Annotated in this window: 24 protein-coding genes; 14 read left to right on the top strand and 10 right to left on the bottom strand. The window is 37.8% G+C overall.

What is annotated here, in order from left to right; genetic code table 11:
- Nucleotides 1–133 precede the first annotated feature (133 nt).
- The 7 genes from J2Z81_RS11615 to J2Z81_RS11585 form a co-directional block, all read right to left on the bottom strand.
- Nucleotides 134–1663, bottom strand: coding sequence for an acyl-CoA carboxylase subunit beta (locus tag J2Z81_RS11615; RefSeq protein ID WP_226371397.1), 1530 nt, complete (start codon nucleotides 1661–1663; stop codon nucleotides 134–136).
- Between the two features lie 18 nt (nucleotides 1664–1681).
- A complete protein-coding gene (locus tag J2Z81_RS11610; RefSeq protein WP_029266185.1) occupies nucleotides 1682–2464 on the bottom strand; it encodes an enoyl-CoA hydratase in 783 nt (260 codons plus the stop codon).
- A gap of 62 nt (nucleotides 2465–2526) precedes the next feature.
- Nucleotides 2527–2739 carry an acetyl-CoA carboxylase biotin carboxyl carrier protein subunit gene (locus tag J2Z81_RS11605; RefSeq protein WP_029266183.1) on the bottom strand — a complete coding sequence of 71 codons (213 nt, stop codon included), beginning with the start codon at nucleotides 2737–2739 and terminating at the stop codon, nucleotides 2527–2529.
- 34 nt (nucleotides 2740–2773) lie between these two features.
- On the bottom strand, nucleotides 2774–4123 hold the full coding sequence (locus J2Z81_RS11600; protein ID WP_226371396.1) for an acetyl-CoA carboxylase biotin carboxylase subunit: 1350 nt from the start codon (nucleotides 4121–4123) through the stop codon (nucleotides 2774–2776).
- A gap of 29 nt (nucleotides 4124–4152) precedes the next feature.
- Nucleotides 4153–5787, bottom strand: coding sequence for an AMP-binding protein (locus tag J2Z81_RS11595; protein ID WP_226371400.1), 1635 nt, complete (start codon nucleotides 5785–5787; stop codon nucleotides 4153–4155).
- A gap of 18 nt (nucleotides 5788–5805) precedes the next feature.
- Complete coding sequence (locus tag J2Z81_RS11590) at nucleotides 5806–6948, bottom strand: acyl-CoA dehydrogenase family protein (protein WP_226371395.1); 1143 nt, start codon at nucleotides 6946–6948, stop codon at nucleotides 5806–5808.
- A 347-nt stretch (nucleotides 6949–7295) separates the two neighbouring features.
- Entirely contained in the window at nucleotides 7296–8795 is a 1500-nt protein-coding gene (locus J2Z81_RS11585) for an aldehyde dehydrogenase family protein (protein WP_029266176.1), read from the bottom strand.
- Between the two features lie 200 nt (nucleotides 8796–8995).
- Here J2Z81_RS11585 and J2Z81_RS11580 point away from each other — a divergent pair, with 200 nt between their 5' ends.
- Nucleotides 8996–10849, top strand: a complete 1854-nt coding sequence (locus tag J2Z81_RS11580; RefSeq protein ID WP_226371394.1) for a sigma-54-dependent Fis family transcriptional regulator — start codon at nucleotides 8996–8998, stop codon at nucleotides 10847–10849.
- Between the two features lie 126 nt (nucleotides 10850–10975).
- Here the strand turns inward: J2Z81_RS11580 and J2Z81_RS11575 are convergent, their stop codons facing one another.
- Nucleotides 10976–12427, bottom strand: a complete 1452-nt coding sequence (locus J2Z81_RS11575) for a class-III pyridoxal-phosphate-dependent aminotransferase (protein WP_051681351.1) — start codon at nucleotides 12425–12427, stop codon at nucleotides 10976–10978.
- A gap of 387 nt (nucleotides 12428–12814) precedes the next feature.
- On the opposite strand from J2Z81_RS11575, the gene paaA reads away from it, so the two are divergent.
- The 11 genes from paaA to paaX all read left to right on the top strand — a co-directional run bounded on the left by paaA (nucleotide 12815) and on the right by paaX (nucleotide 21880).
- Nucleotides 12815–13792, top strand: a complete 978-nt coding sequence (paaA, locus tag J2Z81_RS11570; protein WP_029266171.1) for a 1,2-phenylacetyl-CoA epoxidase subunit PaaA — start codon at nucleotides 12815–12817, stop codon at nucleotides 13790–13792.
- A 15-nt stretch (nucleotides 13793–13807) separates the two neighbouring features.
- Complete coding sequence (gene paaB, locus J2Z81_RS11565) at nucleotides 13808–14170, top strand: 1,2-phenylacetyl-CoA epoxidase subunit PaaB (protein WP_029266169.1); 363 nt, start codon at nucleotides 13808–13810, stop codon at nucleotides 14168–14170.
- Nucleotides 14124–14993, top strand: coding sequence for a 1,2-phenylacetyl-CoA epoxidase subunit PaaC (gene paaC, locus J2Z81_RS11560; protein WP_051681350.1), 870 nt, complete (start codon nucleotides 14124–14126; stop codon nucleotides 14991–14993). Before paaB ends, paaC begins: the two co-directional genes overlap by 47 nt.
- A 36-nt stretch (nucleotides 14994–15029) precedes the next feature.
- Nucleotides 15030–15521 carry a 1,2-phenylacetyl-CoA epoxidase subunit PaaD gene (paaD, locus tag J2Z81_RS11555; RefSeq protein ID WP_029266165.1) on the top strand — a complete coding sequence of 164 codons (492 nt, stop codon included), beginning with the start codon at nucleotides 15030–15032 and terminating at the stop codon, nucleotides 15519–15521.
- 22 nt (nucleotides 15522–15543) lie between these two features.
- On the top strand, nucleotides 15544–15852 hold the full coding sequence (locus J2Z81_RS11550; RefSeq protein WP_029266163.1) for an EthD family reductase: 309 nt from the start codon (nucleotides 15544–15546) through the stop codon (nucleotides 15850–15852).
- The gene (locus J2Z81_RS11545; protein ID WP_029266160.1) at nucleotides 15845–16615 is read left to right on the top strand and encodes an enoyl-CoA hydratase/isomerase family protein; all 771 of its coding nucleotides are present in this window, start codon (nucleotides 15845–15847) and stop codon (nucleotides 16613–16615) included. Before J2Z81_RS11550 ends, J2Z81_RS11545 begins: the two co-directional genes overlap by 8 nt.
- A 10-nt stretch (nucleotides 16616–16625) precedes the next feature.
- Nucleotides 16626–17399: an enoyl-CoA hydratase-related protein gene (locus tag J2Z81_RS11540; RefSeq protein ID WP_029266158.1), complete on the top strand. Its 774-nt coding sequence runs from the start codon at nucleotides 16626–16628 to the stop codon at nucleotides 17397–17399.
- Nucleotides 17400–17826: 427 nt separating this feature from the next.
- Complete coding sequence (locus tag J2Z81_RS11535; protein ID WP_029266156.1) at nucleotides 17827–18684, top strand: 3-hydroxyacyl-CoA dehydrogenase; 858 nt, start codon at nucleotides 17827–17829, stop codon at nucleotides 18682–18684.
- Nucleotides 18685–18727: 43 nt separating this feature from the next.
- Nucleotides 18728–19933, top strand: coding sequence for a thiolase family protein (locus tag J2Z81_RS11530; RefSeq protein WP_226371393.1), 1206 nt, complete (start codon nucleotides 18728–18730; stop codon nucleotides 19931–19933).
- A gap of 97 nt (nucleotides 19934–20030) precedes the next feature.
- Nucleotides 20031–20807, top strand: a complete 777-nt coding sequence (locus J2Z81_RS11525; RefSeq protein WP_226371392.1) for an enoyl-CoA hydratase-related protein — start codon at nucleotides 20031–20033, stop codon at nucleotides 20805–20807.
- 173 nt (nucleotides 20808–20980) lie between these two features.
- Nucleotides 20981–21880, top strand: a complete 900-nt coding sequence (gene paaX, locus J2Z81_RS11520; protein WP_029266150.1) for a phenylacetic acid degradation operon negative regulatory protein PaaX — start codon at nucleotides 20981–20983, stop codon at nucleotides 21878–21880.
- A gap of 63 nt (nucleotides 21881–21943) precedes the next feature.
- On the opposite strand, the gene J2Z81_RS11515 is transcribed toward paaX, so the two are convergent.
- Complete coding sequence (locus tag J2Z81_RS11515; protein WP_390337241.1) at nucleotides 21944–23230, bottom strand: phenylacetate--CoA ligase family protein; 1287 nt, start codon at nucleotides 23228–23230, stop codon at nucleotides 21944–21946.
- 312 nt (nucleotides 23231–23542) lie between these two features.
- Entirely contained in the window at nucleotides 23543–24064 is a 522-nt protein-coding gene (locus tag J2Z81_RS11510; RefSeq protein ID WP_226371390.1) for a gamma carbonic anhydrase family protein, read from the bottom strand.
- 76 nt (nucleotides 24065–24140) lie between these two features.
- On the opposite strand from J2Z81_RS11510, the gene J2Z81_RS11505 reads away from it, so the two are divergent.
- Together J2Z81_RS11505 and J2Z81_RS11500 are read left to right on the top strand one after the other, a co-directional pair.
- Entirely contained in the window at nucleotides 24141–25103 is a 963-nt protein-coding gene (locus tag J2Z81_RS11505) for an NAD(P)H-dependent flavin oxidoreductase (protein ID WP_226371389.1), read from the top strand.
- A 206-nt stretch (nucleotides 25104–25309) separates the two neighbouring features.
- Entirely contained in the window at nucleotides 25310–26347 is a 1038-nt protein-coding gene (locus tag J2Z81_RS11500; protein ID WP_226371388.1) for an NAD(P)/FAD-dependent oxidoreductase, read from the top strand.
- Nucleotides 26348–26423: the final 76 nt, after the last annotated feature.

Here is a 26423-nt window from a genome sequence, read left to right as displayed (position 1 = left end):
ATAAGGTTCATGAAAAGTGCCAATAAAAGGATTAGAAATGGAACTTTGCGCTTGTTATTAAATTTCACTTGGATAACGTTTGTAAATGGATTTATGAAAAAGCACCTTGAAAATGATCAAGGTGCAAATTCATTCATACGGGAAGTACGCCATGTTTTCTCTTTGTAAATTCTACATTTTTTGATTCATAAGCTTTAAAACGCTTTCCTAATTCCCCTCTTAACTGATCTGGTTCTACAATTTGATCGACAACCATTTCAGATGCTAAACGATAAACGTCAATATCATCACGATATTCTTCTTGTTTTTCCTTTATAAACCTTTGTCTTTCTTCTCCTTCTAATGATGCTATTTTATTTGCATACACTGCATTTACCGCTGCTTCCGGTCCCATCACAGCAATTTGTGCTGTTGGCAATGCTAAAACAGCGTCTGGTTCAAATGCAGGTCCAGCCATTGCATAAAGACCAGCCCCATAAGCTTTTCTAACGATTACTGAAATTTTTGGAACCGTAGCTTCACTCATAGATGCCAACATTTTTGCACCATGTCTAATGATACCTTGACTCTCCACTTTTGTACCTATCATAAAACCAGGCACATCCATAAGGAAGAGCAGGGGAATATTAAATGCATCACATAATTGTATGAATTTCGCAGCTTTGTCTGCCGAATCTGGAAATAATACACTTCCTTTTTGGCGTGGCTGACTTGCAATAATACCTACAACTCCACCTTTAATACGGGACAATCCCGTTATTATTTCTGGTGCAAATAACTTTTTAATTTCACAAAAGCTGTTTGTGTCGATAATCTGATCGATCAATTCTTTCATATCAAAAGGTGTATTTTGGTTAGCTGGAATAATATCCTTGATTGTTTTATGAAACGCTTTTTGGGCGGGAACTGCAGCTTTTTTCGGTTTGCTTCTAAAGTTAGCAGGGAAGTACGTTAAATAGTTTCTTGCAAATTCAATGGCTTCTTCTTCCGTTTTAGCAAGAACGTCTCCGCAACCGGATACAGCACAATGCATTTTTGCACCGCCCATTTCTTCTAGAGTGACTTTTTCTCCAATAACCTTTTCAGCCATACGAGGGGATCCTAAGTACATGGAGGCATTTCCTTTCACCATAATGACAATGTCACAGAAGGCAGGAATATATGCGCCTCCAGCGGCAGAAGGACCAAATAATAGACAAATTTGAGGAACGCGGCCTGACAATTTTATTTGATTGTGAAAAATACGGCCCGCCCCGCGGCGGCCAGGAAACATTTCAATTTGATCAGTTATTCTCGCTCCAGCTGAATCGACTAAATATAACATTGGCAGTTCTAATTTTAGCGCTGTCTCTTGAATACGAATAATTTTTTCAACTGTTCTTTTTCCCCAAGATCCTGCCTTAACAGTCGAATCATTTGCCATCACGCACACTTTTTGGCCATTCATTTCTCCAATCCCTGTAACGACACCATCGGACGGTAACTCATCATCCATGCAGTTAGCAAAAAATGCATCCTCGATATCCAGTCCCTTATCGAAAAGCAAATTTAGTCGTTCTCTTACAAATAGCTTCCCACGTTCTTGATTATTTTTATGGTACTTTTCTTTTCCACCTTTTTTAATCGTATCGACTTTTTCTGTTAATTGTTCTACATAGGACATAGATATGTATCCTCCTTGTTAGTCTCCTTTATAAACAGGTTTTCTCTTTTCTTTAAAAGCACGTAAACCTTCTAATCGATCTTCAGTACGGATGGTTTCTTTATAACTGAGATGTTCGATCTCCAGCCCGGTTAATAAATCAACTTGCATGCCATTATTAATAGCAATTTTAGCCTGTTGAACCGCTATCGGTCCATTGCTAGCTATATCCTTTGCTATTTCTATTGACCTTTCTATTAACTGACTTGGTTCAATAATTTCTTCGACTAAACCAAGGTTTCTTGCTTCCCTAGCCGTTAATTTTTTTGCTGTATATATAAGTTGTTTGGCATTGCCAATGCCTATTAAACGCGGCAGTCGTTGTGTTCCCCCTGCACCGGGGATAATAGCTAGTGATGTCTCGGTTAACCCCAAATGAATGTGTTCGGCTGCTAATCGAATATCACATCCTAAAGCTAGTTCTAATCCTCCGCCGAAAGCAACTCCATTTAAAGCGGCAATAACAGGCATCCGCATTTGTTCAATATTTAGCACGGTATTTCCGATGCTGCGTACAGCTTCGATGACTTCCTTGTTATTCATGCCGCTTCGTTCCTTTAAGTCAGCTCCAGCACAAAAGGCTTTTTCACCGACACCAGTAATAACCGTACAATAAATAGAATCATATTCACTTATTGAAAAAATAGCATCATTGATTTCTTTTAGTAATTGCCGACTCATTGCATTTGCTGCTTCAGGCCGATTTAGTTTAATAATGGCAATATGATCGTCTCTCAGTTCTACTTGAACAAGATTTGACATGAATAAAAGGCCTCCTAATCTATTAACACTTTAGCCCTCAGAGGAGAGCTAAAGTGCTCGGATTATTCTATAATTACAAGCACATCACCTTCATTGACAAAATCGCCTTCATTAACACTTAATTCTTTTACTATTCCTTCTTCATCAGCAGCAATTGGGATTTCCATTTTCATTGATTCTAAAATAACAACGTCTTGATCTTCTGTTACGGTGTCACCTTTACTAACTACGATTTTCCATACGTTTCCTGCCATATTTGCTTTTATTTGAGTCATTTTAATACTCCCCTCATGTTGAATGGTTCTCCGTTTATTTCACTATCGGTAAATAATGTTCTTCAACAAAATCTGTTGTTGTGTTACCTGAGATAAAGTGTTCATGATGAATAACTTCTTTTAACATCGGTATATTTGTCTTAATCCCTTCAATTTTATAGTTTTGTAGTGCATCATTTAACCTTGATATTGCCTCATTTCTGTTATTTCCTGTGGCAATTAATTTACTTATCATAGGGTCATAAAATGGAGTTATCTTGGAGCCTTGTTCAATCGATGATTCAACTCTAATATATTTTGCGGCAGGCTCCTCATATACAGTTATTTCCCCTGGTGATGGAAAAAAGGTAACAGGATCTTCTGCATAAATACGTACTTCAATTGAATGGCCTTGGATCTCTAAATCATTTTGATCCAACCTCAATTTTTCTCCATTAGCGATATCAATTTGCATTTTTACAATATCCAGTCCCGTAATTTCTTCAGTGATTGCATGTTCAACCTGTATTCTTGTATTCATTTCCAAGAAATAAAACTGTTCATTTTCATCTACAAGAAATTCGATCGTACCTGCGTTTGTATAACCAATTTCTTTCACTGCTTTAATTGCGGCTTCACCCATTTTTTTTCTGGTTTCTTTTGATATAAAGGAAGAAGGGGCCTCTTCAACTACCTTTTGATTTCGCCGTTGTATCGAACATTCTCTTTCAAATAGATGAATTGCATTACCGTGGGTATCGGCTAAAACCTGAACCTCAATGTGACGGGAATTTACTAGAAGTTTTTCCATGAACATGGAACCATCACCGAAAAATTGTTCCGCTCTTTGGGAGTTGCTCTCAAATGCTTTTAAAAGCTCCTGAGCAGTGTGAACGATTTGCATACCAATTCCACCGCCACCTGCAGAGGCCTTTACCATAATTGGATAACCTATATGTTCCGCTTCCTTTATTGCCGCTTCCGCATCGGATACTTCTCCTTTTGTGCCTGGGATAACTGGTACTCCAGCTTTCTCCATTAATTTTCTTGCAGAAATTTTATCCCCCATTTGTTCGATTACGTTAGAACTTGGTCCGATAAATGTGATTCCCGCTTGTTCGCATTTGTCTGCAAAGCTGCCATTTTCACTTAAAAAACCATATCCTGGATGTACTGCATCAACTTTGGTTTGTTTTGCTATCTCTAGAACTTTGTCCGTATTTAAGTAACTTTCGCTAACCCTTGGAGGTCCAATTAGATAGCTTTCATCTGCCATTTTTACAAAAAGTGACCTGGCATCAGCTTCTGAATAGATGGCAACGGTTTTAATATCGTTTTCTTTACATGTTCGTATGATACGTGCTGCTATTTCCCCACGATTAGCAACAAGTAGCTTGTTGATCATTTTATTCCCCTCAATTCTATCTGGAATGTTTATACTTTTATATTCTCTAAAGCTATTTCCTTTAATTTGTATTTTTGAATTTTTCCGCTAGCTGTCATCGGATATTCATCTAAAAACATAATGTATTTCGGTATTTTATGTCTGGAAATTTGCCCTTCGCAAAACGCTTGAATAGCTTCTTCTGTTGCTTGCTCATTTTCCTTTAAAATGATACATGCCATTACTTCTTCGCCGTATTTTTCATCTGGAACACCCACAACTTGAACATCCACGATCTTCGGATTTTTATATAAAAATTCCTCAATTTCCCGAGGATAGATGTTTTCTCCACCGCGAATAATGACATCTTTACTTCTGCCGGTGATCGTATAGTATCCATTTTCATCCATTGTTGCAATATCACCCGTATAAAGCCATCCATCTTCGTCAATTGTTTCGTTTGTCGCTTCTTCGTTTTTATAATAACCTTTCATTACGTGATAACCTCTGGTAATAAGCTCTCCTGGCTCATGTGGACCGACTTCTTTTAATGTTTCAGGATTAATAATCTTTGCCTCTATATTAGGATGAATTTTCCCGACTGTACTTACTTTCAATTCAATTGGATCGTCAACGGTTGTTTGCATAATAACTGGAGAGCATTCCGTTAATCCATAACAAATTGTAATTTCAGTCGCACCCATTTTATTCATGACATCACGCATGACTTCGATCGGACAAGTCGATCCCGCCATGATTCCTGTACGTAAATGAGATAAATCGAATTCATGAAATCTTGGGTGGTTTAATTCTGCAATAAACATTGTCGGTACACCATGCAATGCAGTACATTTCTCTTTGGAAACCGCTTCTAACACTTCTTCCGCATCAAATTGTTCAATAATGACCATTGTGGAACCTTTAGCAACTGCGGTTAAAATCCCTAAAACACAGCCAAATGTATGGAAAAATGGTACTGGAATGCATATTCGGTCTTTTTCAGTGAGTTTCATTCGATTGCCGATTTGATGGGCATTGTTAATAATATTGTAATGACTGAGCATAACCCCTTTAGGAAAACCAGTGGTCCCGGATGTATACTGCATATTGATAACTTCATCATAATGTAATGCGTTTTTGATAGTATCTAGTTGTTTATCATCGATTTCATGACTTCGCTGAATGACTTCATTCCAATTGAAAGCGTATTTATAATGTTTATCATTTAAAACAATAATATTTTTAAGGTAGGGCAGTTTTTCACTGTGTACATCTCCTTTTTCAGCTTGCTTAATTGTTGGACAAACTTTATTTAATATATTTACATAGTTTGAACTTTTATACCTTTCTGCCATAATTAAAGTCATTGAGTCAGATTGCTTTAATAAGTACTCTAGCTCATCTGCTTGATAGTTTGTATTAACAGTCACGAGCACAGCGCCTATTTTCGCAGTTGCAAATTGCGAGATAAGCCATTCAAACTTGTTATCAGACCAAATAGCTACATGATCTCCTTTCTTAATTCCTAGGGATAAAAACCCTTTTGCCATTTGATTAACGATGGTATTAAACTCTGAATAAGTTTTACGTACGTTTGACTCTGGGTAGACCACTGCTTCATGATTAGGGTATAACTCTACTTGCCTTTCTAACAACTCACCAATTGTTAAGTTAATAATAGAAATCTCCCTCCATTTTGTTATTTAACAACCTAATTGTCTTGCGATAACAATTCTTTGTATCTCTGATGTACCCTCACCAATGACAAGTAATTTAGCGTCCCGCAAAAATCTTTCTACTTCATACTCTCTCATATATCCATATCCACCATGGATCTGAATAGCCTGATCTGCATTGCGTACTGCAGTTTCAGAAGCGAATAATTTTGCGTAAGCAGCTTCTTTAGAAAAAGATTTATGATTATCTTTTAGCCATGCAGCTTTTAAAACGATATTCCTTGATAATTCAGCTTCCATAGCCATATTAGCTAGTTTAAATTGAATCGCTTGAAAGGAAGAAAGAGGTTTGCCGAATTGTTTTCTTTCTTTTGCATAGGCTAATGCTCGATTCAACGAAGCTTGAGCAATACCGACGCTAAGTGCACCGATGGAAATTCGTCCGCCATCTAGGGTGGATAGAAACTGCTTAAATCCTTTTTGGGGATCACCTATCAAATTTGATTTGGGAACCCGCACATTTTCTAAAATAATTTCTGCAGTATCTGAGCCTCTTACTCCCATTTTTTCATAGTTACTATTTATGGTGACACCTTTAGTATCTGTCGGAACGATAATTGCTGATATGATATTTTTGCCTTGCTCATCTTTGCCGGTAACTGCTGTAATAATTAACGTTTTAGCGAAACTGGCATTTGTAATGAAACACTTTTCTCCATTGATTACAAATTCATCGCCATCTATCAATGCGGTTGTTTTTGTTCCGCCAGCATCTGAGCCTGCATTTGGTTCTGTTAAACCGAAGGACCCTAATGCTTCTCCTTTGGCTAAAGGGGTTAAATACTTTTGTTTTTGTTCTTCTGTACCAAACAGGTAAATAGGCGTTGCTCCTAATGATATTGCTGCAGCATAGCTTAGTCCTGTACTGCCACAAACTTTACCAATCTCTTCAACTGCTAATGCATAAGAAATAGTATCTCCACCTGATCCGCCATATTCCTCTGGAAAAGGAATCCCCATGAGACCAAGCTTTCCCATTTCTTTAAAAATATCAATTGGAAACTTTGCCTCTCTATCAATATCAATGGCCCTAGGTTTAATAACATCATTTGCAAAGTCTCGCACCATATTACGAGTCATTCGCTGCTCTTCTGTTAATTCGAAATTCATGAATAGCCCTCCTTGTAATGAATGAGTTATTGTCGGCTGAAAAGCTAGCAAGATAAAAGTCTAGAAAGTTAATGAAATAGTTTTTGAAGGGTTTTATAAAATAAGGGCTCTTATTTATACATCAAAATAGCCATTTTACTTCCCTTTCCTTCATTTTTGTACGAAAGCATAGCCTTCTTTTTCTTACTTAAGTGAGCTTCGGAAGACTGGATATTCCCGCATCACCCTGTGAGCAAGGAATTGACGGAATATCCAGTGTCATCCAAAGATTGTTGTTTGTTTCATGTCATGTGGAAATTAGTTTTTCTATGAAGTATCTTTCCTAATATATTATGCTGAACTTCCTATTATTCTAGATTGACCCAAATCGATTTTACCTGCGTATAAAGGTCTAACGCATAGGAGCCCATTTCGCGGCCATATCCGGATTGTTTATATCCTCCAAAAGGTACTGCTGCATCAAGTGCGTTGTAATCATTAACCCAAACTGTTCCTGCTTCAATTCGATGGGCAACGCGATGCGCTTTACGAACATCAGTAGTCCAAACACCAGCAGCTAATCCGTATTCACTTGCATTGGCTTTTCGGATAATTTCAGTCAAATCATCCTCATCATCAAAAGGCATTGCAGTAAGTACTGGGCCGAATATCTCATCTTGAACGATGGACATATCATGGTTCGTATCTGAAAAAATAGTAGGTGGTACATAGTATCCGGAACGATCAAGTGACTGTCCGCCAATAATAGACTTTGCTCCTGCTTCATGTCCTTCCGTTAGATAGCGATTGACACGCTGAAACTGTTCTTGGGAGACGAGTGGGCCGATATCGGTCGTTTCATCTAGCCCCATTCCTACCTGCATTTGTGAAGCTGCAGCTTTCATTTCCGAGAGAACTTTATCATAAACTTTTTTATGAACATAGAGACGTGATCCAGCGGAACATGCTTGCCCCATATTGAAGAAAATTCCGAGCATAGCTCCTGGAATAGCCTTTTCTAAATCGGCATCTGAAAAAATAATATTTGGTGATTTTCCTCCTAGTTCAAGGGATAAACGTTTCAAATTTCCTGTTGCTTGCTGTTGTATTCTTTTCCCAACTTCAGTAGATCCTGTAAACGCTACCTTACGAATACGAGGATGCTGAACGATTGCTTCCCCAGCAGTTTCGCCATAACCACTTAAAATATTGACTACACCTGGAGGAAATCCTGCTTCATTAATTAAGTCAGCTAAATATAAAGCTGTTAATGGTGTTTGTTCAGCTGTTTTAAAGACGATTACATTCCCTGTTGCTAAAGCTGCTCCCATTTTCCAAGCTAGCATTAATAGCGGGAAGTTCCATGGGATAATTTGCCCAACGACACCTATTGGTTCCCGTCTTGTATACGTTAACATTTCTTTACCAGAGGAATTGGATATCACTTCGCCAGAAACTTTAGTAGCCCAACCTGCATAGTATCGAAAATGATCGATGGATAAAGGTAGGTCAGCGGTACGTGCATGGTTAATTGGCTTTCCATTGTCAAGAGACTCTAATTGAGCTAAAGGCTCTAAATGTTCTTCAATTAAATCGGCTAGCTTCCATATCAATTGCCCGCGTTCACTGGCAGTTAATTTACTCCAATCACCATAAAACGCTTTTTCCGCCGCATGAACAGCCCGATCTACATCTTCTTTATCTGCCTCGTATACCGACTTTAGTTCCTCGCCAGTAGAAGGGTTAATGGATTTAAATGTTTTACCGGAAGCGGATGCTACAAACTCACCGCCGATATAAAGCATTTTTGGCCCACCTTCTAAAAACTGAGCTACGCGCCTGTCGAGACTGATTACTTGATTAGCCATACATATCTACCTCCATATTTTTGCATTATATAATGCAATTTATATGCCAATAAAAAAGTGCCCTTTATCCCATGTTTTAAATAATTATTTGTTCAAATTGGAAACAAGGCGTTCTAAATTGGCACAATTGAGTAATAAAAATATTCGTGTTAAAATTATAACAAATGTAAATATACTGAATATTATGCGAGGTGGTGTAGATGTCGAACTTCATGAATGAAAATCTCAAAGGCTCGTGGAAAAGAAGTGAACAGTATGGCGCTTGCATTCTAAAAGCAAAAGAGGCCATTTTGGAAGACAAAGAATTACGCCAGCATAAAGAAAAAGGGGAAAAATTATTAAGAACGGTTCATCCTACGATAGAGCAATTAGCACATTCTTTAAAATCTTCAAACTCTGTTGTTGTTATTTCGAACCCTTCAGGTATATTACTACATAGCATGGGAGATCCAGTATTTTTAAAAGATACGGAGAAAATCTATTTAAAAGATGGTGCTTGCTGGTCAGAACAAGTGCGAGGTACAAATTCAGCTGGAACAGTTGCAATGGAACAAAAGCCTCTTGCAGTTATCGGAAAGGATCATTATCTAAAGTCACATCATATGCTTTATTGTGTAGGCTCACCTATTTTTGACCCATATGGAAATTTACAGGCGGTATTGAATGTAAGTGGACACGCGGATTTATATCATCCAATGACGTTTGGCATGGTAGATGTGATTGCTCGAAAAATAGAAAACTGGTTACTGGTACGTACGCAAGAAGAAAAGATGATTATTTCTTTGTATCCAGAAGAGAAAGGTATATTTGAAGCATTAATAGCGATAAATAAACACGGTCAGATTATCGGTGTCAATCGGGAGGCACGTACTTTGCTATCATTAGAAAAGCAAGGCGGAAAAGAAATGAACATTAATGACATTTTTAAACGGCCTGAAAGAATATTTGATGAATCTGTAAACGGGGATGGGAAAATGATTCAAATTGAATCAAAAAATCATAAAAAATTATTAGCATCTGTTGTTAATTCAAGTCCCAAATTATTTTCAATGAATCAATCGAATAAAGTCGAGAAGCGGTATGCTCAACCTAAAATAAATAAGCGTTTTACATTCTCTAATATACATGGTGAGGATGAGCATTTTGTACATGCTTTATCATTAGCTAAAAGAGTGGCAGAAACAGATTATACGGTCGTGGTCACAGGGGAAAGCGGTACTGGAAAGGAAATGGTAAGTCAAGCAATACATGAAGCTAGTTCCAGGTCAGCCCAACCTTTTGTAGCGTTAAATTGTGGGGCGATTACAAAAAGTTTAGCAGGCAGTGAACTTTTTGGTTATGAAGGTGGGGCTTTTACAGGAGCAAAACAGAAGGGGCAAGCAGGAGTTTTTGAACAAGCAAACGGCGGTACTTTGTTTTTAGACGAAATAGCCGAGCTGCCGATGGACATTCAAATCACATTACTGCGCGTATTACAAGATTTTCAAATCAAGCGAATCGGAAGCACAAAATCGATAGCAGTCGATGTACGTTTAATAACAGCAACGAATAAAGATTTATGGAAAAAGGTAGAAGAGGGGAGTTTTCGTGCTGATCTATTTTTTAGGCTACAAGGTATCCACATTCAACTGCCGCCTTTTCGGAAACGTTCCGATCGTTTGCAGTTCGCAAAAATGAAGTTAATGGAGGTGGCGAGAGAACTTGGCCGCCCGCAATTATCCTTTTCAAAGGATGCAGAGAACTTTATTGAAACGTATGATTGGCCGGGAAACATCCGCCAAGTAAGTCATGCATTAAGGCAAGCCGCTTTTGCTTCACCTACTAGTAGGATAGAAGTAAACGCGTTTCCACCATATATGAAAAATTGTAATAAGACGATAAGTCAGACAGGTTCATTGCTGCAAGATAGGGAAAACGAAACGATTATCCAAACGATTACGAAAACCAAGGGGAATATGTCAGAAGCAGCACGTATTTTGGGGATTGGAAGAAACACGTTATATAGAAAAATAGAAAGCATGAGAAAAAATAATATTCAAATTGACTATAAATGACTGTTCTCTGGTAATTAAAATGACCTGCAATAAAGTAAGAACCATTTCATAAAAAAGACCGTATAAAAGGGCATTGCCGTATTTATACAGTCTTTTTTTATTGGATTTTTTTAGGGGAAGATAATATTATCCTTCCACTACCTTTTCCTTTGTTTGCATATCTTCTGCAACTTTATCCAAGTGGTCCAATGCATAATCTAATGCATCAATCATTTTATCTACATCTTCTTTAGATGTATTTAGCGAGCATCCAATCCGTAATGTATTTGGAACGAAACCGCCAATTAAGACTCCCTTTTCCATAGCTTTCGCATTGACAATATTAATCGGATAGCTGCTGGGGTCTACTTCATGACTCGTATTTCTATCCAATGGAATAAATGGACGATTTTGTTCATCCTTGACAAGTTCGACAATCCATAAAACCCCTGACCCTGCTACAAGGCCAACTGTTGGATGTTTTTCTTTTAATTCATTTAATCGCTTGCCTATATACTGGCCTGTTTCATCGGCCTTTTCAATAAGGTTCTCTTCGATCATATACTCGATATTTGCACAAACTGCTGCCATTGCAATCGGATGTCCTGAGTAGGTCGATACTGTTTCCCAGCGATATTGATCCATAAATTCAGCAATTTCTTTATTAACAATAACGGCTCCGGCAGGAATAGTAGAACTTGAAATGCCTTTTGCCATTGTCATAATATCCGGTTCAACACCATACTCTTGATAGTTAAACCAGTTGCCCGTTCGACCAAATCCTGTTAAAACTTCATCAACGATCCATAAAATATCTAAATCCTTTGTCATTTTTCTTATTTGTGGGATGTATTCTTTCGGTGGTTTTACAGATCCTGCACCTTGAGTAACCTCTGTTACAATGCCGGCAACTTGTTCAGGTCCTTTATTTTCAATCATTCTTCGTGTATACGTAACACAGGCAAGTTCACCTGTTTCCTTGTCATGACAACTACCGTAAGTGTGCCCTAAAGAACAGCGCATACAGTTTGGTGAAGGAGCTACTGCAATGGTTCCGTCATTTCTTCCTGGGATATGACGTGGCGTAGTATCTTCCTCTGTCTCCGTTATTCCGCTTCGAACTCCTTTTATTCTTGTTAACGTAGATGCCCCGCCAGTCCAACCATGGAAGCCATACTCTCTTGTGATGACATTTGGCCGGTTTTTATATAAGCGTGCCAAAAATAGAGCTGTTTCGTTTGCTTCACTTCCAGTTGATACAAATCGGATTTTTCCTGGCCAATCTTCTTCACCTAAAATATCTTCCATAATCAGTTTTGCTGCTTTTGCTTTATAATCTGTTGTAAATGTATCCCATACATATCCATAGCGGTCGAGTGCTTTCTTAATCGCATCATTGATTTTCTTATTTCTTTGCCCTGTGTTTACACAATATAATTGGTTAAAGAAATCTAAAAGGCGTGTTCCATCAGGCATAACAAGGTAATCACCTTCTGTTGACTCAATTGGCACTGTTTGATATTCATCCTGTGTAGAGAAAGTTCTTAGTATATACTTATTATCCCATTCCTCTACTAAACTCCAATCTGTTTTAGACATGCAATTCTCCTCCTTATACGTTTCTGTATTCCAAAGCACATCTTTCCCAATCACCCGTCACTGTAAGCTCTCTTAACCTAATGGAACTCAGGAATCTCATCAACCTCCCCTAAATGTTGTTATACTATCAAATGCAATTTATATGCCAACGCTTACAACATGCATTTCCGTATTTTAACAATATTTTTAACAATATATAGTGGTACATATTGGATCAATGTCGTTCTACAAATGAACACTAACGAGGGAAAAAAGTTGTTTTTAAAGAATGGTATAGCAGATGAAATAGTTTATTAATCAAGAAAACTCTTGCAATTTATATAACAACATTATATAATATCGTATAAATAACGTTATACTTTGATTGAAATATGGGGAGGTAAAATAATGAGTTTATTCGCTTTTGATTCGTTAACGGAAGAAGAAAAGTATGATAGATTTTTAGAAAGAATTAATGCAGGAGAAAAAATAGAAGCTGATGATTGGATGCCAGATGATTACCGCAAACAATTGCTTAAATTAATCCCAATGCATGGTATTAGTGAAATTATGGGTGCACTTCCAGAAAAAGAATGGGTTCCAAAAGCACCATCCCTAAGAAGAAAATTAGCCATCATGTCTAAAGTACAAGACGAAATGGGGCATGGACAATTATTGCTTCGAGTAGCGGAAGATCTCATGCGACCATTAGGAAAAAGACGTGAGGATATTATGGAAGATCTTCTTACAGGCCGTCTGAAGTTTCATAACGTGTTTCATATGGAAGCGCCAACATGGGGAGATGCAGGGGTAATTGCTTGGCTTGTTGATGGAGCTGCAATTATATCACAAACGATGATGCTGACTACATCCTATGCACCTTATGGAAGAGCTTTAAAACGAATTTGTGCAGAAGAAGTGTTCCATGCCCAACATGGCGAAGCGATTGTAATGGCACTTGCAGAAGGAACGGATGAACAAAGACAAATGCTTCAAGATGCTGTTAACAGATGGTGGGAATCTTTACTAATGTTCTTTGGTCCAGACACCAGTAAGCGTACAGGAAATTCCAATCAGGACAAGAACATCATGTATAAGTTACGGACGAAGTCAAACGAAGAATTGCGACAAGACTTTTTAACAAAATATATTCCGCGTATTCACTCAATCGGACTGACTGTTCCTGATGAAACACTGCACTATGATGAAGAAGAAGAAATGTGGGTTTATCAGCAGCCGGATTGGGATAAGTTCAAACAAATTGTGTCAAATAATGGACCTAGATCACAAGCTAGATTACGTTTACGTGAAATTTCACATGAGAATAACGAATGGGTTCGAGAAGCGCTTGGAAAGAAACAAACAATGCAAACAGCTAGTGTTTAAGGAGGCTTAAATAAAATGGAGAAGAAAGAACATATAGACGCATTTTACCAAGAGTTCGAAGTATTTAGCAGGAAAAATAGTTCTGCACCAATGCAGCATCAGTTTAGTTTGTTAGCACCTAACCATGAAATGGCTCTGGTTATGGCCAAGGAAAACTTTATGCGGCGTGAGCCAGTAGGAGATATTTGGGTAGTTAGACGCGATAACATTACAAAGGTTTCAGAGGAAGATAAGGAAATGTTGAAACGTATGGATAATAAAGACTATAGAGAAACAAAAGGCTATGGTTATTTAAAGAAGAAATGGCGTCAGTATGAACAACAAATGTTAGATGAAAAAGAAATTATGTCATGGGCTGGGGGTATCAAGCGTGGTTGAATATAATACAGCACAAGAAGTGGAGAAAGATGCAGCGTATAAAAAAGAATTAGTGGAATTGCTTTACCAACTTGCAGATGATGATTTTATTTTAGCTTTTCGAGGATCTGAATGGCTAGGTATTGCACCTCATATTGAGGAAGACGTAGCATTTTCTTCCATTAGTCAGGACAAAATGGGGCATGCAGTGATATACTATGAGATGTTAGAGGAATTGGGCGAAGGTAAGGCCGACGATCTTGCCCACTTACGTGAACCAAAAGAACGCAAAAATGCTATTATACTAGAAGAGGTTAATGGACCAGGAAATTACCTGGAAGAACCGGAATATGATTGGGCATTTGCTGTTGTTCGAAATTATTTTTACGATATTTCAAAAGCGATTCGTCTATCTTCATTGAAAAATTCTTCTTATAAACCGCTTGCACAAGTAGCTAAGAAAATGATTTTAGAGCAATATTATCATTTAACACATTGGAACATGTGGTTTACTCAGCTAATTAATGCAACAGATGAAGCGAAAAAACGGATGCGTCAAGCCATTGATAAAGTTTGGAAAGACTTTGATGGCGTTCTGACACTCGGACCAAGTGCAAAGGAAATGGCCCGTCTAGGATTAATTAAAGAAGAACAAGAATTGAAAGACAAATGGATGACTGAAATTAAAGAAGTTTTTGAAAAACTCGGTGTAGAATTGCCAACGAATGATGGTCCGGGAATGGAACGCGGAGATGGCAGAAACGGAGAGCATACGGAAGATTTAACAACAGCACTACAAACGCTGTCTGAAGTGTATAAAGTAGATCCGGCAGCTGGTTGGTAATCACTTATCAACAGTAAAAAAGAGGTGATCAGCATGATGAAGACCGATTTATCTAAGGAAGTTATGGAAGTGCTTTCAACTGTGAAGGACCCAGAAATCGATTCGGTCAGCATAATTGATCTTGGGATGGTGGAAAATGTTATCTGCGGAGATGACAAAGCCGTTAAAGTACAGCTTATACCAACGTTTCTTGGCTGCCCAGCCCTCGATATCATTGCACAGAACGTTCAAACAGCCTTAGAAGAATCCTTACAGTTGAAAGACGTGGAAGTGGAATTTTTAAAAGAACCACATTGGACATCAGAACGAATTACGGAGCTTGGACGTATTCGGTTAAAGGAATTCGGCATTGCTCCTCCACCAAGAAAATTAAGCATGATCGGGCCATGGGAAGTGAATTGTCCCTATTGTGACTCACCTTATACAACAATGGAAAACATATTTGGGCCAACTGCGTGCAGAAGTATTTTATACTGTAGCAGTTGCAAAAACCCATTTGAAGCAATGAAGCCTATTTCAAGTATTTAATAAACAAAGGGGATGACGTATGATGATTAAAATGATTGCGCTTTATAAACAACCGGAAGATAAAGAAAAATTCGATGAACACTATTACAATGTTCATAGCCCAATCACGGCAAAAATTCCTGGTCTTAAAAAAATGGAAGTAACTAAAATCGTCGGTACACCAATGGGGAAAGAAAGTGAATACTATTTACTATGCGAAATGTATTATGAAAGTCATGAAGCTTTCAAAGAAGCGATGAAAACAGATGAAGCAAAGGCATCTGGAAAAGATGTAATGCAATTTGCAGGTGATTTGGTTACGATGATGATTGGCGAAGAAGTTAATGAATAAGTTTATTAGGACAGACATAAAAGACGAGGTCGGTGTTATCACGTTAGACCGGCCTGACGTCTTAAATGCTTTAAATCGAGAGATGGTTGATGAGATCGTAGCAGCAATGGAAAATTTTGATCAGAATGAGGAAGCAAAAGTAATTGTTATTAAGGGTAACGGAAAAGCGTTTGTTGCTGGAGCTGATATCGATGAAATGGCTGATGATGATTCCATTCGCATGGAATTGTTAAATCAATTTGCTGTCTGGGATCGAATCAGCCTGATTAAAAAGCCGGTTATTGCTGCTGTACATGGATTTGCGCTTGGTGGCGGTTTTGAATTAGCGCTTAGCTGTGATATTATTTTTGCTTCTGAAAAAGCACAGATGGGCTTTCCAGAGGTGAAGCTTGGTGTAATGCCAGGTGCAGGAGGTACACAACGATTAACGAAAGCGATGGGTAAAGCAAAAGCCTTAGAATGGCTATGGCTCGGTGATCCAATGGAAGCCAAAGAAGCGATGCATTATGGCGTAATTAATCGAATTATTCCAGAAGAGGCTTTAATGGAAGAGACAATGACTTTTGCTAAAAAGTTAACAAAACAAGCCCCGTTATCGCTTCGCCTCATTAAGGAATCAGTAAATAAGGCGGTTGATTCAACAATCTATGACGGTATGCAATTCGAAAGAAAAAACTTTTATTTACTGTTTTCATCTTTGGATCAAAAAGAAGGAATGCAAGCCTTTATAGAAAAACGCCTTCCTAATTTTGAAGGTAGGTAGGAGGAAACGAATGTTTGAAACGATCGAATATGAAGTGAAAAGTAGTACTGCTTGGATTACACTTAATCGTCCAGACAAATTGAATGCGTTTACCGAACAAATGAATAAAGAAATTACAAAAGCTATTAAAAACGTAAAACGTGATGATTCTGTTCGCTGCCTTGTTATTACAGGCAATGGTCGCGCCTTCTCTGCTGGTGAAGACTTGGGCGGAATTAAAGATGATATAGATTATGGCGATATTTTAAAAAAGCGATATCACCCAATGCTCAAAGAATTAGCAACACTGGAAAAACCCGTTATCGCTGCAGTAAACGGTACTGCTGCTGGAGCGGGGATGAGTTTGGCACTTGCTTGTGATTTTCGCATTCTTTCGGAGAAAGCTAGTTTTGTAGAAGCCTTTATCCATATAGGACTTTTCCCAGATTGCGGAAACCTTTATTATTTGCCGAAATTAATAGGTCACGCAAAAGCTCTCGAACTGGCTGTTATGGGTGATAAAATTTCAGCTCAAGAAGTGCAAAAATTAGGTTTAGCTACAAAAGTCGTTCATGAAGATGAGTTTATGGAGCAGGTAAGTACATTTGCTGAAAAACTTGTGGGCAAACCTACCAAGGCAATTGGACTTATGAAACGTTATTTGCAGGAAAGCTGGGAATTAGATTTAGATCAGTTTCTTGAAAAAGAAGCATATGCTCAGCAGATTGCCGGTAGTACAGAGGACCACAAAGAGGGTGTAGAAGCCTTTTTAAATAAGCGCAAACCTGTATTTAAAGGAAAATAGATAATATAACTTAATACATTAGTTATGGTTGGTATGTTAGGTATAACTTCAGTAAAAGGTTTAATCCAGCAGCCCGTGCGGATGAAAAAACAGGACAACTTCTTCTACATATATCAGAGCAGGGGAAGTTAACATTAGAATGAAAAGTTCGAATGTTTGGGTAAATGATTATGTTTAGCAGGGCGTCTCGCTTATTAAAAGCAGGTATCGCTGTCTCCGCCTTTTTCGGAAACTTCATTTGGGTGATGTAAGGAAGCAGGCCGCGGCATGGCTGTAAACAAAGTATAAAGGCTAGGACCTGTCCACGGAAGAAAAGCGTTCTATCAGGCAGCCGTCCGCTTCATCCATTTTGTATTTAGTAAGCGCGGGCACGCCTTTAAAAAGGCGTGCCCGTATTCTTAATGATGTAGTATAGGAGGAATCTTTTATGGAAAACGTTACAGTAGTTGGCGCAGGAGTAATGGGGAGAGGAATTGCTTATGTATGCGCTGCAGGTGGTTTCCAAGTTCAATTGGTAGATGTAAATGCATCACAATTAGAGCAAGCAGAAAATGAGATTAATAAACTATTTGACAAGAATAAAAAACTAACAGAAGAACAGATACAGAAAGCTAGAAAATCACTAAAATATGTTAGTGAAATGGAAAAAGGTATGGAAATGGCAGATCTTATCATTGAAGCGGTACCTGAAAAAATAGAAATAAAGCGATCTGTATTTGAAACTGCTGATCGTTATGCAAAGGAAGAAGCGGTACTAGCGACAAATACATCCACGATGAGTCCGACCGAAATCGGCTCATTTACTTCACGTCCTGAAAATGTTATTGCTATGCACTTTTTCAACCCTGTTCATAAGATGAAATTAATTGAGGTCATCCGTGGTTTGGAAACAAGTGATGAAACCGTAGCAACGATTGAAAATGTTGGGGAACAGATTGGAAAGGAAATTGTGGTTGTGAATGAATTTCCTGGATTTGTTACAAGTCGTATTAGTGCTTTAGTTGGTAATGAAGCATTTTATATGCTGCAAGAAGGTGTTGGGTCACCAGAGGAAATCGATAAAGCGATCAAACTCGGTTTGAATTATCCAATGGGTCCTTTTGAATTGGTAGATCTTGTCGGCTTGGATGCACGCTTGAACAATATGAAATATTTACATGCGAAGCTTGGAGAGAAATATCGTCCTGCTCCATTGCTTGAAAAATACGTGAAAGCTGGGCGACTTGGCAGGAAATCTGGAAAAGGTGTTTATGATTATTCTCAAGAGCCACAAACTTCGAAATAAAAAGTGCATAAAAATTTAGAATAGTAAGGAAGGGGCAGGAAATATGAGAGAGGCAGTAATTATTGATGCGGTTCGTACACCAATAGGAAGATTTGGCGGAGCATTAAAGGATGTCAGACCGGATGACTTGGGTGCAATCGTCATTAAAGCTTTAGTTGAGCGAAATGCAAGTATTCAATCAGAGAAAATAGAAGAAGTTGTTCTTGGGAATGCAAACCAAGCTGGAGAAGATAACCGAAATGTTGCGCGGATGTCCTCCCTGCTTGCTGGTCTGCCAGTTGAAACTGCTGGGGTAACTGTTAATCGCCTTTGTGCATCCGGTCTTGATGCTGTGAATTATGCTACTCGGGCAGTTATGGCAGGTGAAGGAGATATCTTTATTGCTGGTGGAACAGAAAGTATGACTAGAGCTCCTTTTGTTATGGGGAAATCGGAAAAGCCATTTCAACGTAAGCAAGAGATTTATGACACAACAATTGGCTGGAGATTCACAAATGCCAAGCTAGATGAAATGTACGGCACGGACTCAATGCCAAGAACCGCTGAAAACGTAGCTGAAAGATGCCAAATCTCCAGAGAAGCACAAGACGAATTTGCTTATAATAGTCAAATGAAAGCGAAGAAAGCAATGGAAACTGGACGTTTTAAAGAAGAGATAGTCCCAGTTGTCTATCATGATCGCAAAGGAAATGAATATATTGTTGACACAGATGAACATCCTCGTCCAGAAACATCCTTAGAAGTTTTGGGGAAATTAAGATCAATTTTCCCTAATGGAACCGTAACAGCCGGCAATGCGTCAGGTGTTAATGATGGTGCTTCCGCATTATTAATTATGAGTGCCGAGAAAGCAGAAGAACTTGGATTGGAACCATTAGCTAGATACATTTCATCTGGTGCAGCGGGATTAGAACCAGCTATCATGGGACTTGGGCCAATAGAGGCAACACGTAAAGCCTTAAAGCGCGCTTCTCTTTCTGTAAACGATCTTGGATTAGTTGAGCTCAATGAGGCATTTGCTTCACAATCACTTGAGTGTATAAAACAGTTGGAGCTTAATCCGGAAATTGTTAACGTAAATGGAGGCGCCATTTCATTTGGACACCCACTTGGTGCGAGTGGTGCACGTATTTTAACAACGTTGGTCCATGAAATGAAGAAGACGAATGTAGAATATGGTTTAGCAACGATGTGTGTAGGGGTTGGACAAGGTCTAGCTACTGTAGTAAGAAATGGAAATATAAAATAACAGTACACATTAGATATATTGTGTACGTATGTTTGAACGGCGTGGTCTAAAATGGCGACGCCTTGTTCAGGAAGAATAAATATTAGGAGATGAAAAAATGGGAAATATTATAGTAGAAGAGAAAAATCACATTGCATACGTAACAATAAACAGACCAAAAGCTTTAAATACTTTTGATTACCCAACACTTGTGGAATTAGGTGAAGTTGTCGACAACATTCATGTCAACAAAGATATACGCGGTGTTATTTTTACAGGCGCTGGTGAAAAGGCTTTTAGTGCTGGAGCCGATTTAAAAGAGCGAAAGACATTAGGCGAACAGGAAGTAAGAAGGAATGTTAAAAAAATACGGGAAGTATTTCATGCGGTATATCAATTGAATCAACCCACGATTGCAGCGGTAAATGGATATGCCTTTGGTGGCGGATTTGAATTAATGCTTGCTTGTGATTTTCGAATTGCAGATGCGAGTGCGGTAATGGGCTTGACAGAATTAAACTGGGCGATCATTCCAGGTGCAGGTGGAACGCAGCGTCTTCCTAGGCTTATTGGCGAATCAAAAGCAAAGGAGCTCATTTTAACCGCAAGAAAAGTAAATGCAAACGATGCCTATGCGTTTGGAATTTTAAATAAGGTTTCGGAACAAGGGAAATTAATGGAAGCTTGTGAGGGACTTCTAAATGATATTTTAGCCAATGGCCCATTAGCGATCCAACAAGCAAAATATGCAATTAATAATGGAATGAATGTAGATATACAAACTGGATTGCAAATCGAGGCGAAAGCTTATGAGATTACGATCCCAACAAAAGATAGAGTAGAGGCATTACAAGCATTTAATGAAAAGCGAGATCCAGTGTTTACAGGGGAGTAGAGTAGTTGCAAAATGCTGCTATAATTGATATTATGTCATTACTAAAAACATATCACTTTTTATCGCTCGTTCTTTTTACGTCATAGTATATAATGTATAAAATACAAATACATCAGGTTGACTAAAAGTCTTGCTGATTATCAAGTAATTATTTAATAAAGGTGTTGTTTTGGATGGCTAATGGCGTTATCAATACAAGGTCAATGATTTTTACACTTTATGGTGACTACATTCGTCACTATGGAAATGAAATTTGGATTGGTAGCCTTATACGTTTATTTGAAGAATTTGGTCACAATGGTCAGTCTGTTAGGGCTGCTATCTCCCGAATGAGTAAACAAGGCTGGATTAAGGCACGTAAAGAAGGAAATAAAAGTTATTATTATTTGACTGAAATTGGGATATCTAGGATGGAAGAAGCCGCGAACCGTATATTTAAATTGCAGCCACCAACATGGGATGGGAAGTGGCGTATGCTTATGTATAGCATTCCTGAAGAAAAACGCAGTGTACGAGATGAACTAAGGAAAGAATTAGTTTGGAGCGGATTCGGTACGATGGCTAACAGTTGCTGGGTATCTCCAAATAATCTTGAGAAAGAATTAAAAACCATTATTGAAAAATATGATATAGAGCCATACGTTCACTTTTTTCTAGCTAGGTATGATGGCCCTAGAGAGAATAAAAACTTGATTGAAGAATGTTGGAATATTGATGAAATTAATGCCAAATACGAAGAATTTATAAGTACACACAGTGCCAACTATGTGATTGCAAAGGATAAAATAGACAACAAGGAAATGACACAAGCTGAATGCTTTGTAGAACGTGCAAAACTGGTACATGAATACAGAAAGTTTCTATTCATTGATCCAGGTCTGCCAGATGAACTACTACCAGAAAAGTGGCTTGGAACAAAAGCATCAAATTTATTTCGGGAATATTATAAAATGCTGGCAGAACCAGCAAGTGAGTTTTTTGAATCGGTATTTAAAGAGGGTAACAGCCTGAAGAAAAAAGATAAGGAATACGACGCATTGGAACACGAATTAATTCCTGAGACGAAATCTTAAAATTAAAGCATAAAGCACCTATCCGTTTTTAAAATCATTCGGATAGGTGTTTTTTAGTTGCTTTTAGCTTAAAACAGCTTTATTTCGCTCATCAACGACTCGAACCGCTTTACCTTCTGATCGAGGTATGGATTTTGGAGCCTTGATATTCACATCAATACTTACTAAACATTCCTCTTTAATGAGTGTTTTAATTTGCTTTTTAAGTTTATCTACATTATTATGACCTAAATCTTGGGAACATTCTAAATAACAATCTTCTGTCAATTCAACATGCAATTCTACAGTATCCATTGTTCCGTTTCTTTTTAAGTAGACTTGATAGTGTGGGGCTAAGTCACTTACTTGAAGTAAGGAACGTTCCATTTCACTAGGGAAAACGTTTACACCTCGCACAATAATCATGTCATCCAAGCGGCCTTTGATACGTGACATTCTTACAGTAGTTCGTCCACATTTACACTTTTCTCTTGTAATACTAGCAAGGTCGCCAGTTCGATAACGAATTACTGGGAGAGCTTCTTTTGTTAAACTTGTAAAAACCAGTTCTCCTTCTTCTCCGTCTGGAAGTGGCTCTAATGTATCTGGGTCTATTACTTCTACAAAGAAGTGATCTTCTTGAATATGCAGACCATTCTGTTCTTCATGACACTCAATGGCTACCCCAGGACCTACTACCTCACTAATTCCATAGATGTCTACTGCTTTGATATCAAACGTATCTTCTAAAGTCTTTCTCATTTCTTCAGACCATGGCTCAGAACCGAATATACCATATTTTAAACTTGTTTCACGAGGATCTTTACCTTGTTCTTCCATTACCTCTGCAATATGTAATGCATATGTCGGTGTAGAACAGATAACTCTTGGTTGAAAATCCTCAATTAACATAATTTGCCTATGTGTATTACCGCCAGAAACTGGAACGGTTGCTATACCTAACTTTTCTCCCCCGGTATGTAAGCCTAAGCCGCCAGTGAATAAGCCATAACCGTATGCATTATGCATAATATCGCCTTTTCCTCCGCCTGCAGCAGTAATAGACCTGGCTACAATTTCTCCCCAATTATCAATGTCGTTTCTTGTATAACCGACTACTGTAGGCTTTCCACTAGTTCCAGAAGATGCATGCAGGCGAATTATATCTTCCATCGGAGAAGCAAAAAGTCCATATGGGTAATTCGCCCGAAGGTCTTTTTTAATCGTAAAAGGTAGTTTGCGAACATCTTCTAAAGATTGAATATCTTTTGGAGTGATACCAAGCTCATCAAACTTATCCTTATAAAATGCTACATGGTTATATGCCCTTTCAACAGTCTTTTGTAATTCGTTTAGTTGCAATTCTTCCATTTGGCTACGTTCTAAAGTTTCTAACTTTTCATTGAATATCAATTCGAGTCCTCCTTGATGTTAATGTGCATAAAATATATTGAATCTGGAACATATAATGGTAATGAAAATAAAATCGCATAACATAATAATTATGTTACGTATGTAAATCGTTATAACTATTAATATAGCGCTTTCATTTTAGAATGTCAATAGAATTTAGAATATTTTTATGAGCGTGATTAACAAAGCATTCGTAATTCTATTAAATTTATGTATCCTTACCCAATTAAAAAAGGAGTTTCTATTTAAAGAACTCCTTTTCAAAAAACGTTATGAAAGTTGTTGTAGTTGCGTCTTAAAATCTTTTGCCTTTTTTACATAGGTGTCAATTGTGAGTTGAATAAGATTTAGATCTTCATTTGTTAATTCACGGATAACTTTCCCTGGTGAACCTAATACCAATGTTCTTGGAGGAATTTCCTTACCGGAAGGAATAAGCGTATTTGCTCCAATTAATGCATTTTCTCCAATGATAGCCCCATCTAAAATGGTTGATCCCATTCCGATTAATGCGCCTTTTTTTAATGTGCAGCCATGTAAAATCACATTATGTCCAACAGACACCTCATCCTTCAGTATGAGTGGTGATTCCTCATATAGATGGCAAGTTGAGTTATCTTGGATATTACATTTTTTACCTATTTTTATTGGCGCTTCATCACCACGAATCACGGAATTAAACCATATACTTGACTGCTCCCCTATGGTAACATCACCCATGACATGTGCACCTGGGGCTATATAAGCAGAGTCATGAATGTGGGGTTTCTTATTTTGAAGAGAATAAATCATCTAGCAAAATCCTTTCTTATATAGTAATATGCATATAAATATAACATAACACTATTTTAACGTGAGGTGAAATAATGTGAGAGATTTATGCAAAAATTTAAATATCCGTTATCCCATTATTCAAGGTGGTATGGGAAATATAAGTAATGCTGTCCTGACTGCTGCAGTTTCAGAAGCTGGTGGGTTAGGGACAATTGGGGTTGGTACAATGGAACCTCAGGAAGTAGAAAAAATCATTAAGGAAACAAAGGAGAAAACAGAGAAACCTTTCGCTGTAAACATCCCAATTAATGTGACACCGTATTTAAATGAAGTTATAACGCTCGTTTTACAATATAAAGTACCAGTAATATCTTTGTCAGCTGGAAACCCAGCTCCTTTTATAAAAAGCTTTCATGATAATGGTATTAAAGTAATTACCGTTTGTGGAGCTGTTAGACAAGCAAAGAAGGCAGAGGCAGCTGGAGCAGATGTCGTTGTGGCTGAGGGATATGAAGCCGCAGGTATAAACTCGACACTTGAGTCAACCACATTGACACTTATCCCGCAAATTGTAGAACAAGTGAATATTCCAGTTGTTGCTGCTGGTGGTATAGGAAATGGCCGTGGCCTAGCTGCAATGTTTATGCTTGGGGCAAGTGGAGTACAAATGGGGACACGTTTTATCGCAACAAAAGAATCACCATTTCATTCTAACTATAAAGAAAAAGTATTAGCTGCAAATGATCATGAAACGTTTGTTGTAGGAAGATCAGTTGGAAGAATTAGAAGGGTATTAGATACAGCTTATGCTAGAACACTAATCGACTCGGAGAAAAAAGGCATTGAATTAGAAGAATTTAATAAAATGACTACGGAAGAATATCACAAAATTGGTGCATTAGAAGGGAAGCTAGACCAAGGATTTATAAATAGTGGCCAGATAGCAGGACTCATCAAGGACACACCCACAGTCAAAGAATTATTGGATAACATGATGCTTGAAGCAAAAAATGCGATCCGTGAACGACAAAATAGCATTGGAGAAAAGCCTCTATAGAGGCCTTTCTCCTTTTTTATTTATAAAAATTTCTGAAAAAGTGTTGACAAATTATCGAAATACAATTAATCTAAATTATATAATAAATTTAATATATGCCGTTTTTTAAACGTTATACTATATAAACGGCCACTTCGGAATATTACTTGAAAATGAATGAAACCGATTTTAATGGTTTGTTAAGATAAATCGATGGAGGGATAGAGATGGATCAAGAAAATGTGTATGATGTTACGATTATCGGTGGCGGACCAACTGGTTTATTCTCCGCTTTTTACGGAGGATTAAGACAGATGAAGGTAAAAATAATAGAAAGCATGCCACAACTCGGGGGGCAGCTGGCTGCTTTATATCCAGAAAAATATATATATGATATTCCAGGATTTCCAAAAGTTACTGGAAAAGAATTAGTAGATAGTTTAAAAGAACAGACAGCTCAATTTAATCCGACAATAGTTCTCGAACAATCTGTATTAAACATTGAAAAAAACGAAGGCGTTTTCACATTGACATCCAATACTGGCGAAAAACATTATTCGAAAACAATTTTAATTACTGCAGGAGTAGGTGCTTTTGAACCAAGAAAACTAAAACTGGATAATGAAAGTAAATTTGAAAAAGATTGCTTGCATTATTTTGTGGACGATATGAACAAATTCGCTGGAAAGAAGGTTACGGTCTTTGGTGGGGGAGACTCTGCTCTTGATTGGGCTTTAATGCTTGAGCCGATTGCTGAGAAAGTTACCTTGGTGCATCGACGAGATAAATTCCGAGCACATGAACATAGTGTTGAATTATTGAAAAAGTCTTCTGTAGAAATTATGACCCCTTTTGTTCCTGATGAACTAATTGGAGAAGATTCGATAGAACAAGTAATATTAAAGGAATCAAAAGGTGATAAAAAAGTTTCATTAAACACAGATATAGTGTTGGTTAATTACGGTTTTATATCTTCTCTTGGCCCAATTAAGGACTGGGGCTTAGAGCTTGAGAAAAACTCAATTGTCGTAGACTCTAGAATGGAAACAAATATTGAAGGAATTTATGCTGCAGGTGACATAAATACGTACGAAGGTAAAGTGAAACTAATAGCGACTGGTTTTGGTGAAGCACCAACTGCAATCAGTAATGCTAAAGCAAGCATCGATCCAAAAGGAAGAATTCAGCCGTTGCATAGTACTAGTATTATGGATAAAAGATTAAAAGAACAGGAAGAAAAAGAAAAGGAAACAGTTCGTGGCTAAAACGAATTTAATAGATACGTATAATAATCCTATAAAACAACGGATAATTTTGTAAGCTTAAATGTAAAAAGGAGTA

The organism is Virgibacillus alimentarius (genome assembly GCF_017874635.1).
GTDB lineage: Bacteria > Bacillota > Bacilli > Bacillales > Amphibacillaceae > Virgibacillus_B > Virgibacillus_B alimentarius.
This window is presented reverse-complemented; position numbering and strand designations above follow the sequence as displayed.

Coding starts and splice junctions, on each gene's coding strand:
- J2Z81_RS11540 (WP_029266158.1), top strand. CDS start 16,626: ATGTTTGAAACGATCGAATATGAAGTGAAAAGTAGTACTGCTTGGATT.
- J2Z81_RS11500 (WP_226371388.1), top strand. CDS start 25,310: ATGGATCAAGAAAATGTGTATGATGTTACGATTATCGGTGGCGGACCA.
- J2Z81_RS11610 (WP_029266185.1), bottom strand. CDS start 2,464: ATGTCAAATCTTGTTCAAGTAGAACTGAGAGACGATCATATTGCCATT.
- J2Z81_RS11575 (WP_051681351.1), bottom strand. CDS start 12,427: ATGTCTAAAACAGATTGGAGTTTAGTAGAGGAATGGGATAATAAGTAT.
- J2Z81_RS11615 (WP_226371397.1), bottom strand. CDS start 1,663: ATGTCCTATGTAGAACAATTAACAGAAAAAGTCGATACGATTAAAAAA.
- paaB (WP_029266169.1), top strand. CDS start 13,808: ATGGAGAAGAAAGAACATATAGACGCATTTTACCAAGAGTTCGAAGTA.
- J2Z81_RS11545 (WP_029266160.1), top strand. CDS start 15,845: ATGAATAAGTTTATTAGGACAGACATAAAAGACGAGGTCGGTGTTATC.
- J2Z81_RS11550 (WP_029266163.1), top strand. CDS start 15,544: ATGATTAAAATGATTGCGCTTTATAAACAACCGGAAGATAAAGAAAAA.
- paaD (WP_029266165.1), top strand. CDS start 15,030: ATGAAGACCGATTTATCTAAGGAAGTTATGGAAGTGCTTTCAACTGTG.
- J2Z81_RS11600 (WP_226371396.1), bottom strand. CDS start 4,123: ATGATCAACAAGCTACTTGTTGCTAATCGTGGGGAAATAGCAGCACGT.
- J2Z81_RS11590 (WP_226371395.1), bottom strand. CDS start 6,948: ATGAATTTCGAATTAACAGAAGAGCAGCGAATGACTCGTAATATGGTG.
- J2Z81_RS11585 (WP_029266176.1), bottom strand. CDS start 8,795: ATGGCTAATCAAGTAATCAGTCTCGACAGGCGCGTAGCTCAGTTTTTA.
- J2Z81_RS11580 (WP_226371394.1), top strand. CDS start 8,996: ATGTCGAACTTCATGAATGAAAATCTCAAAGGCTCGTGGAAAAGAAGT.
- paaX (WP_029266150.1), top strand. CDS start 20,981: ATGGCTAATGGCGTTATCAATACAAGGTCAATGATTTTTACACTTTAT.
- J2Z81_RS11605 (WP_029266183.1), bottom strand. CDS start 2,739: ATGACTCAAATAAAAGCAAATATGGCAGGAAACGTATGGAAAATCGTA.
- J2Z81_RS11530 (WP_226371393.1), top strand. CDS start 18,728: ATGAGAGAGGCAGTAATTATTGATGCGGTTCGTACACCAATAGGAAGA.
- J2Z81_RS11525 (WP_226371392.1), top strand. CDS start 20,031: ATGGGAAATATTATAGTAGAAGAGAAAAATCACATTGCATACGTAACA.
- J2Z81_RS11535 (WP_029266156.1), top strand. CDS start 17,827: ATGGAAAACGTTACAGTAGTTGGCGCAGGAGTAATGGGGAGAGGAATT.
- paaC (WP_051681350.1), top strand. CDS start 14,124: ATGAAAAAGAAATTATGTCATGGGCTGGGGGTATCAAGCGTGGTTGAA.
- J2Z81_RS11510 (WP_226371390.1), bottom strand. CDS start 24,064: ATGATTTATTCTCTTCAAAATAAGAAACCCCACATTCATGACTCTGCT.
- J2Z81_RS11515 (WP_390337241.1), bottom strand. CDS start 23,230: ATGGAAGAATTGCAACTAAACGAATTACAAAAGACTGTTGAAAGGGCA.
- paaA (WP_029266171.1), top strand. CDS start 12,815: ATGAGTTTATTCGCTTTTGATTCGTTAACGGAAGAAGAAAAGTATGAT.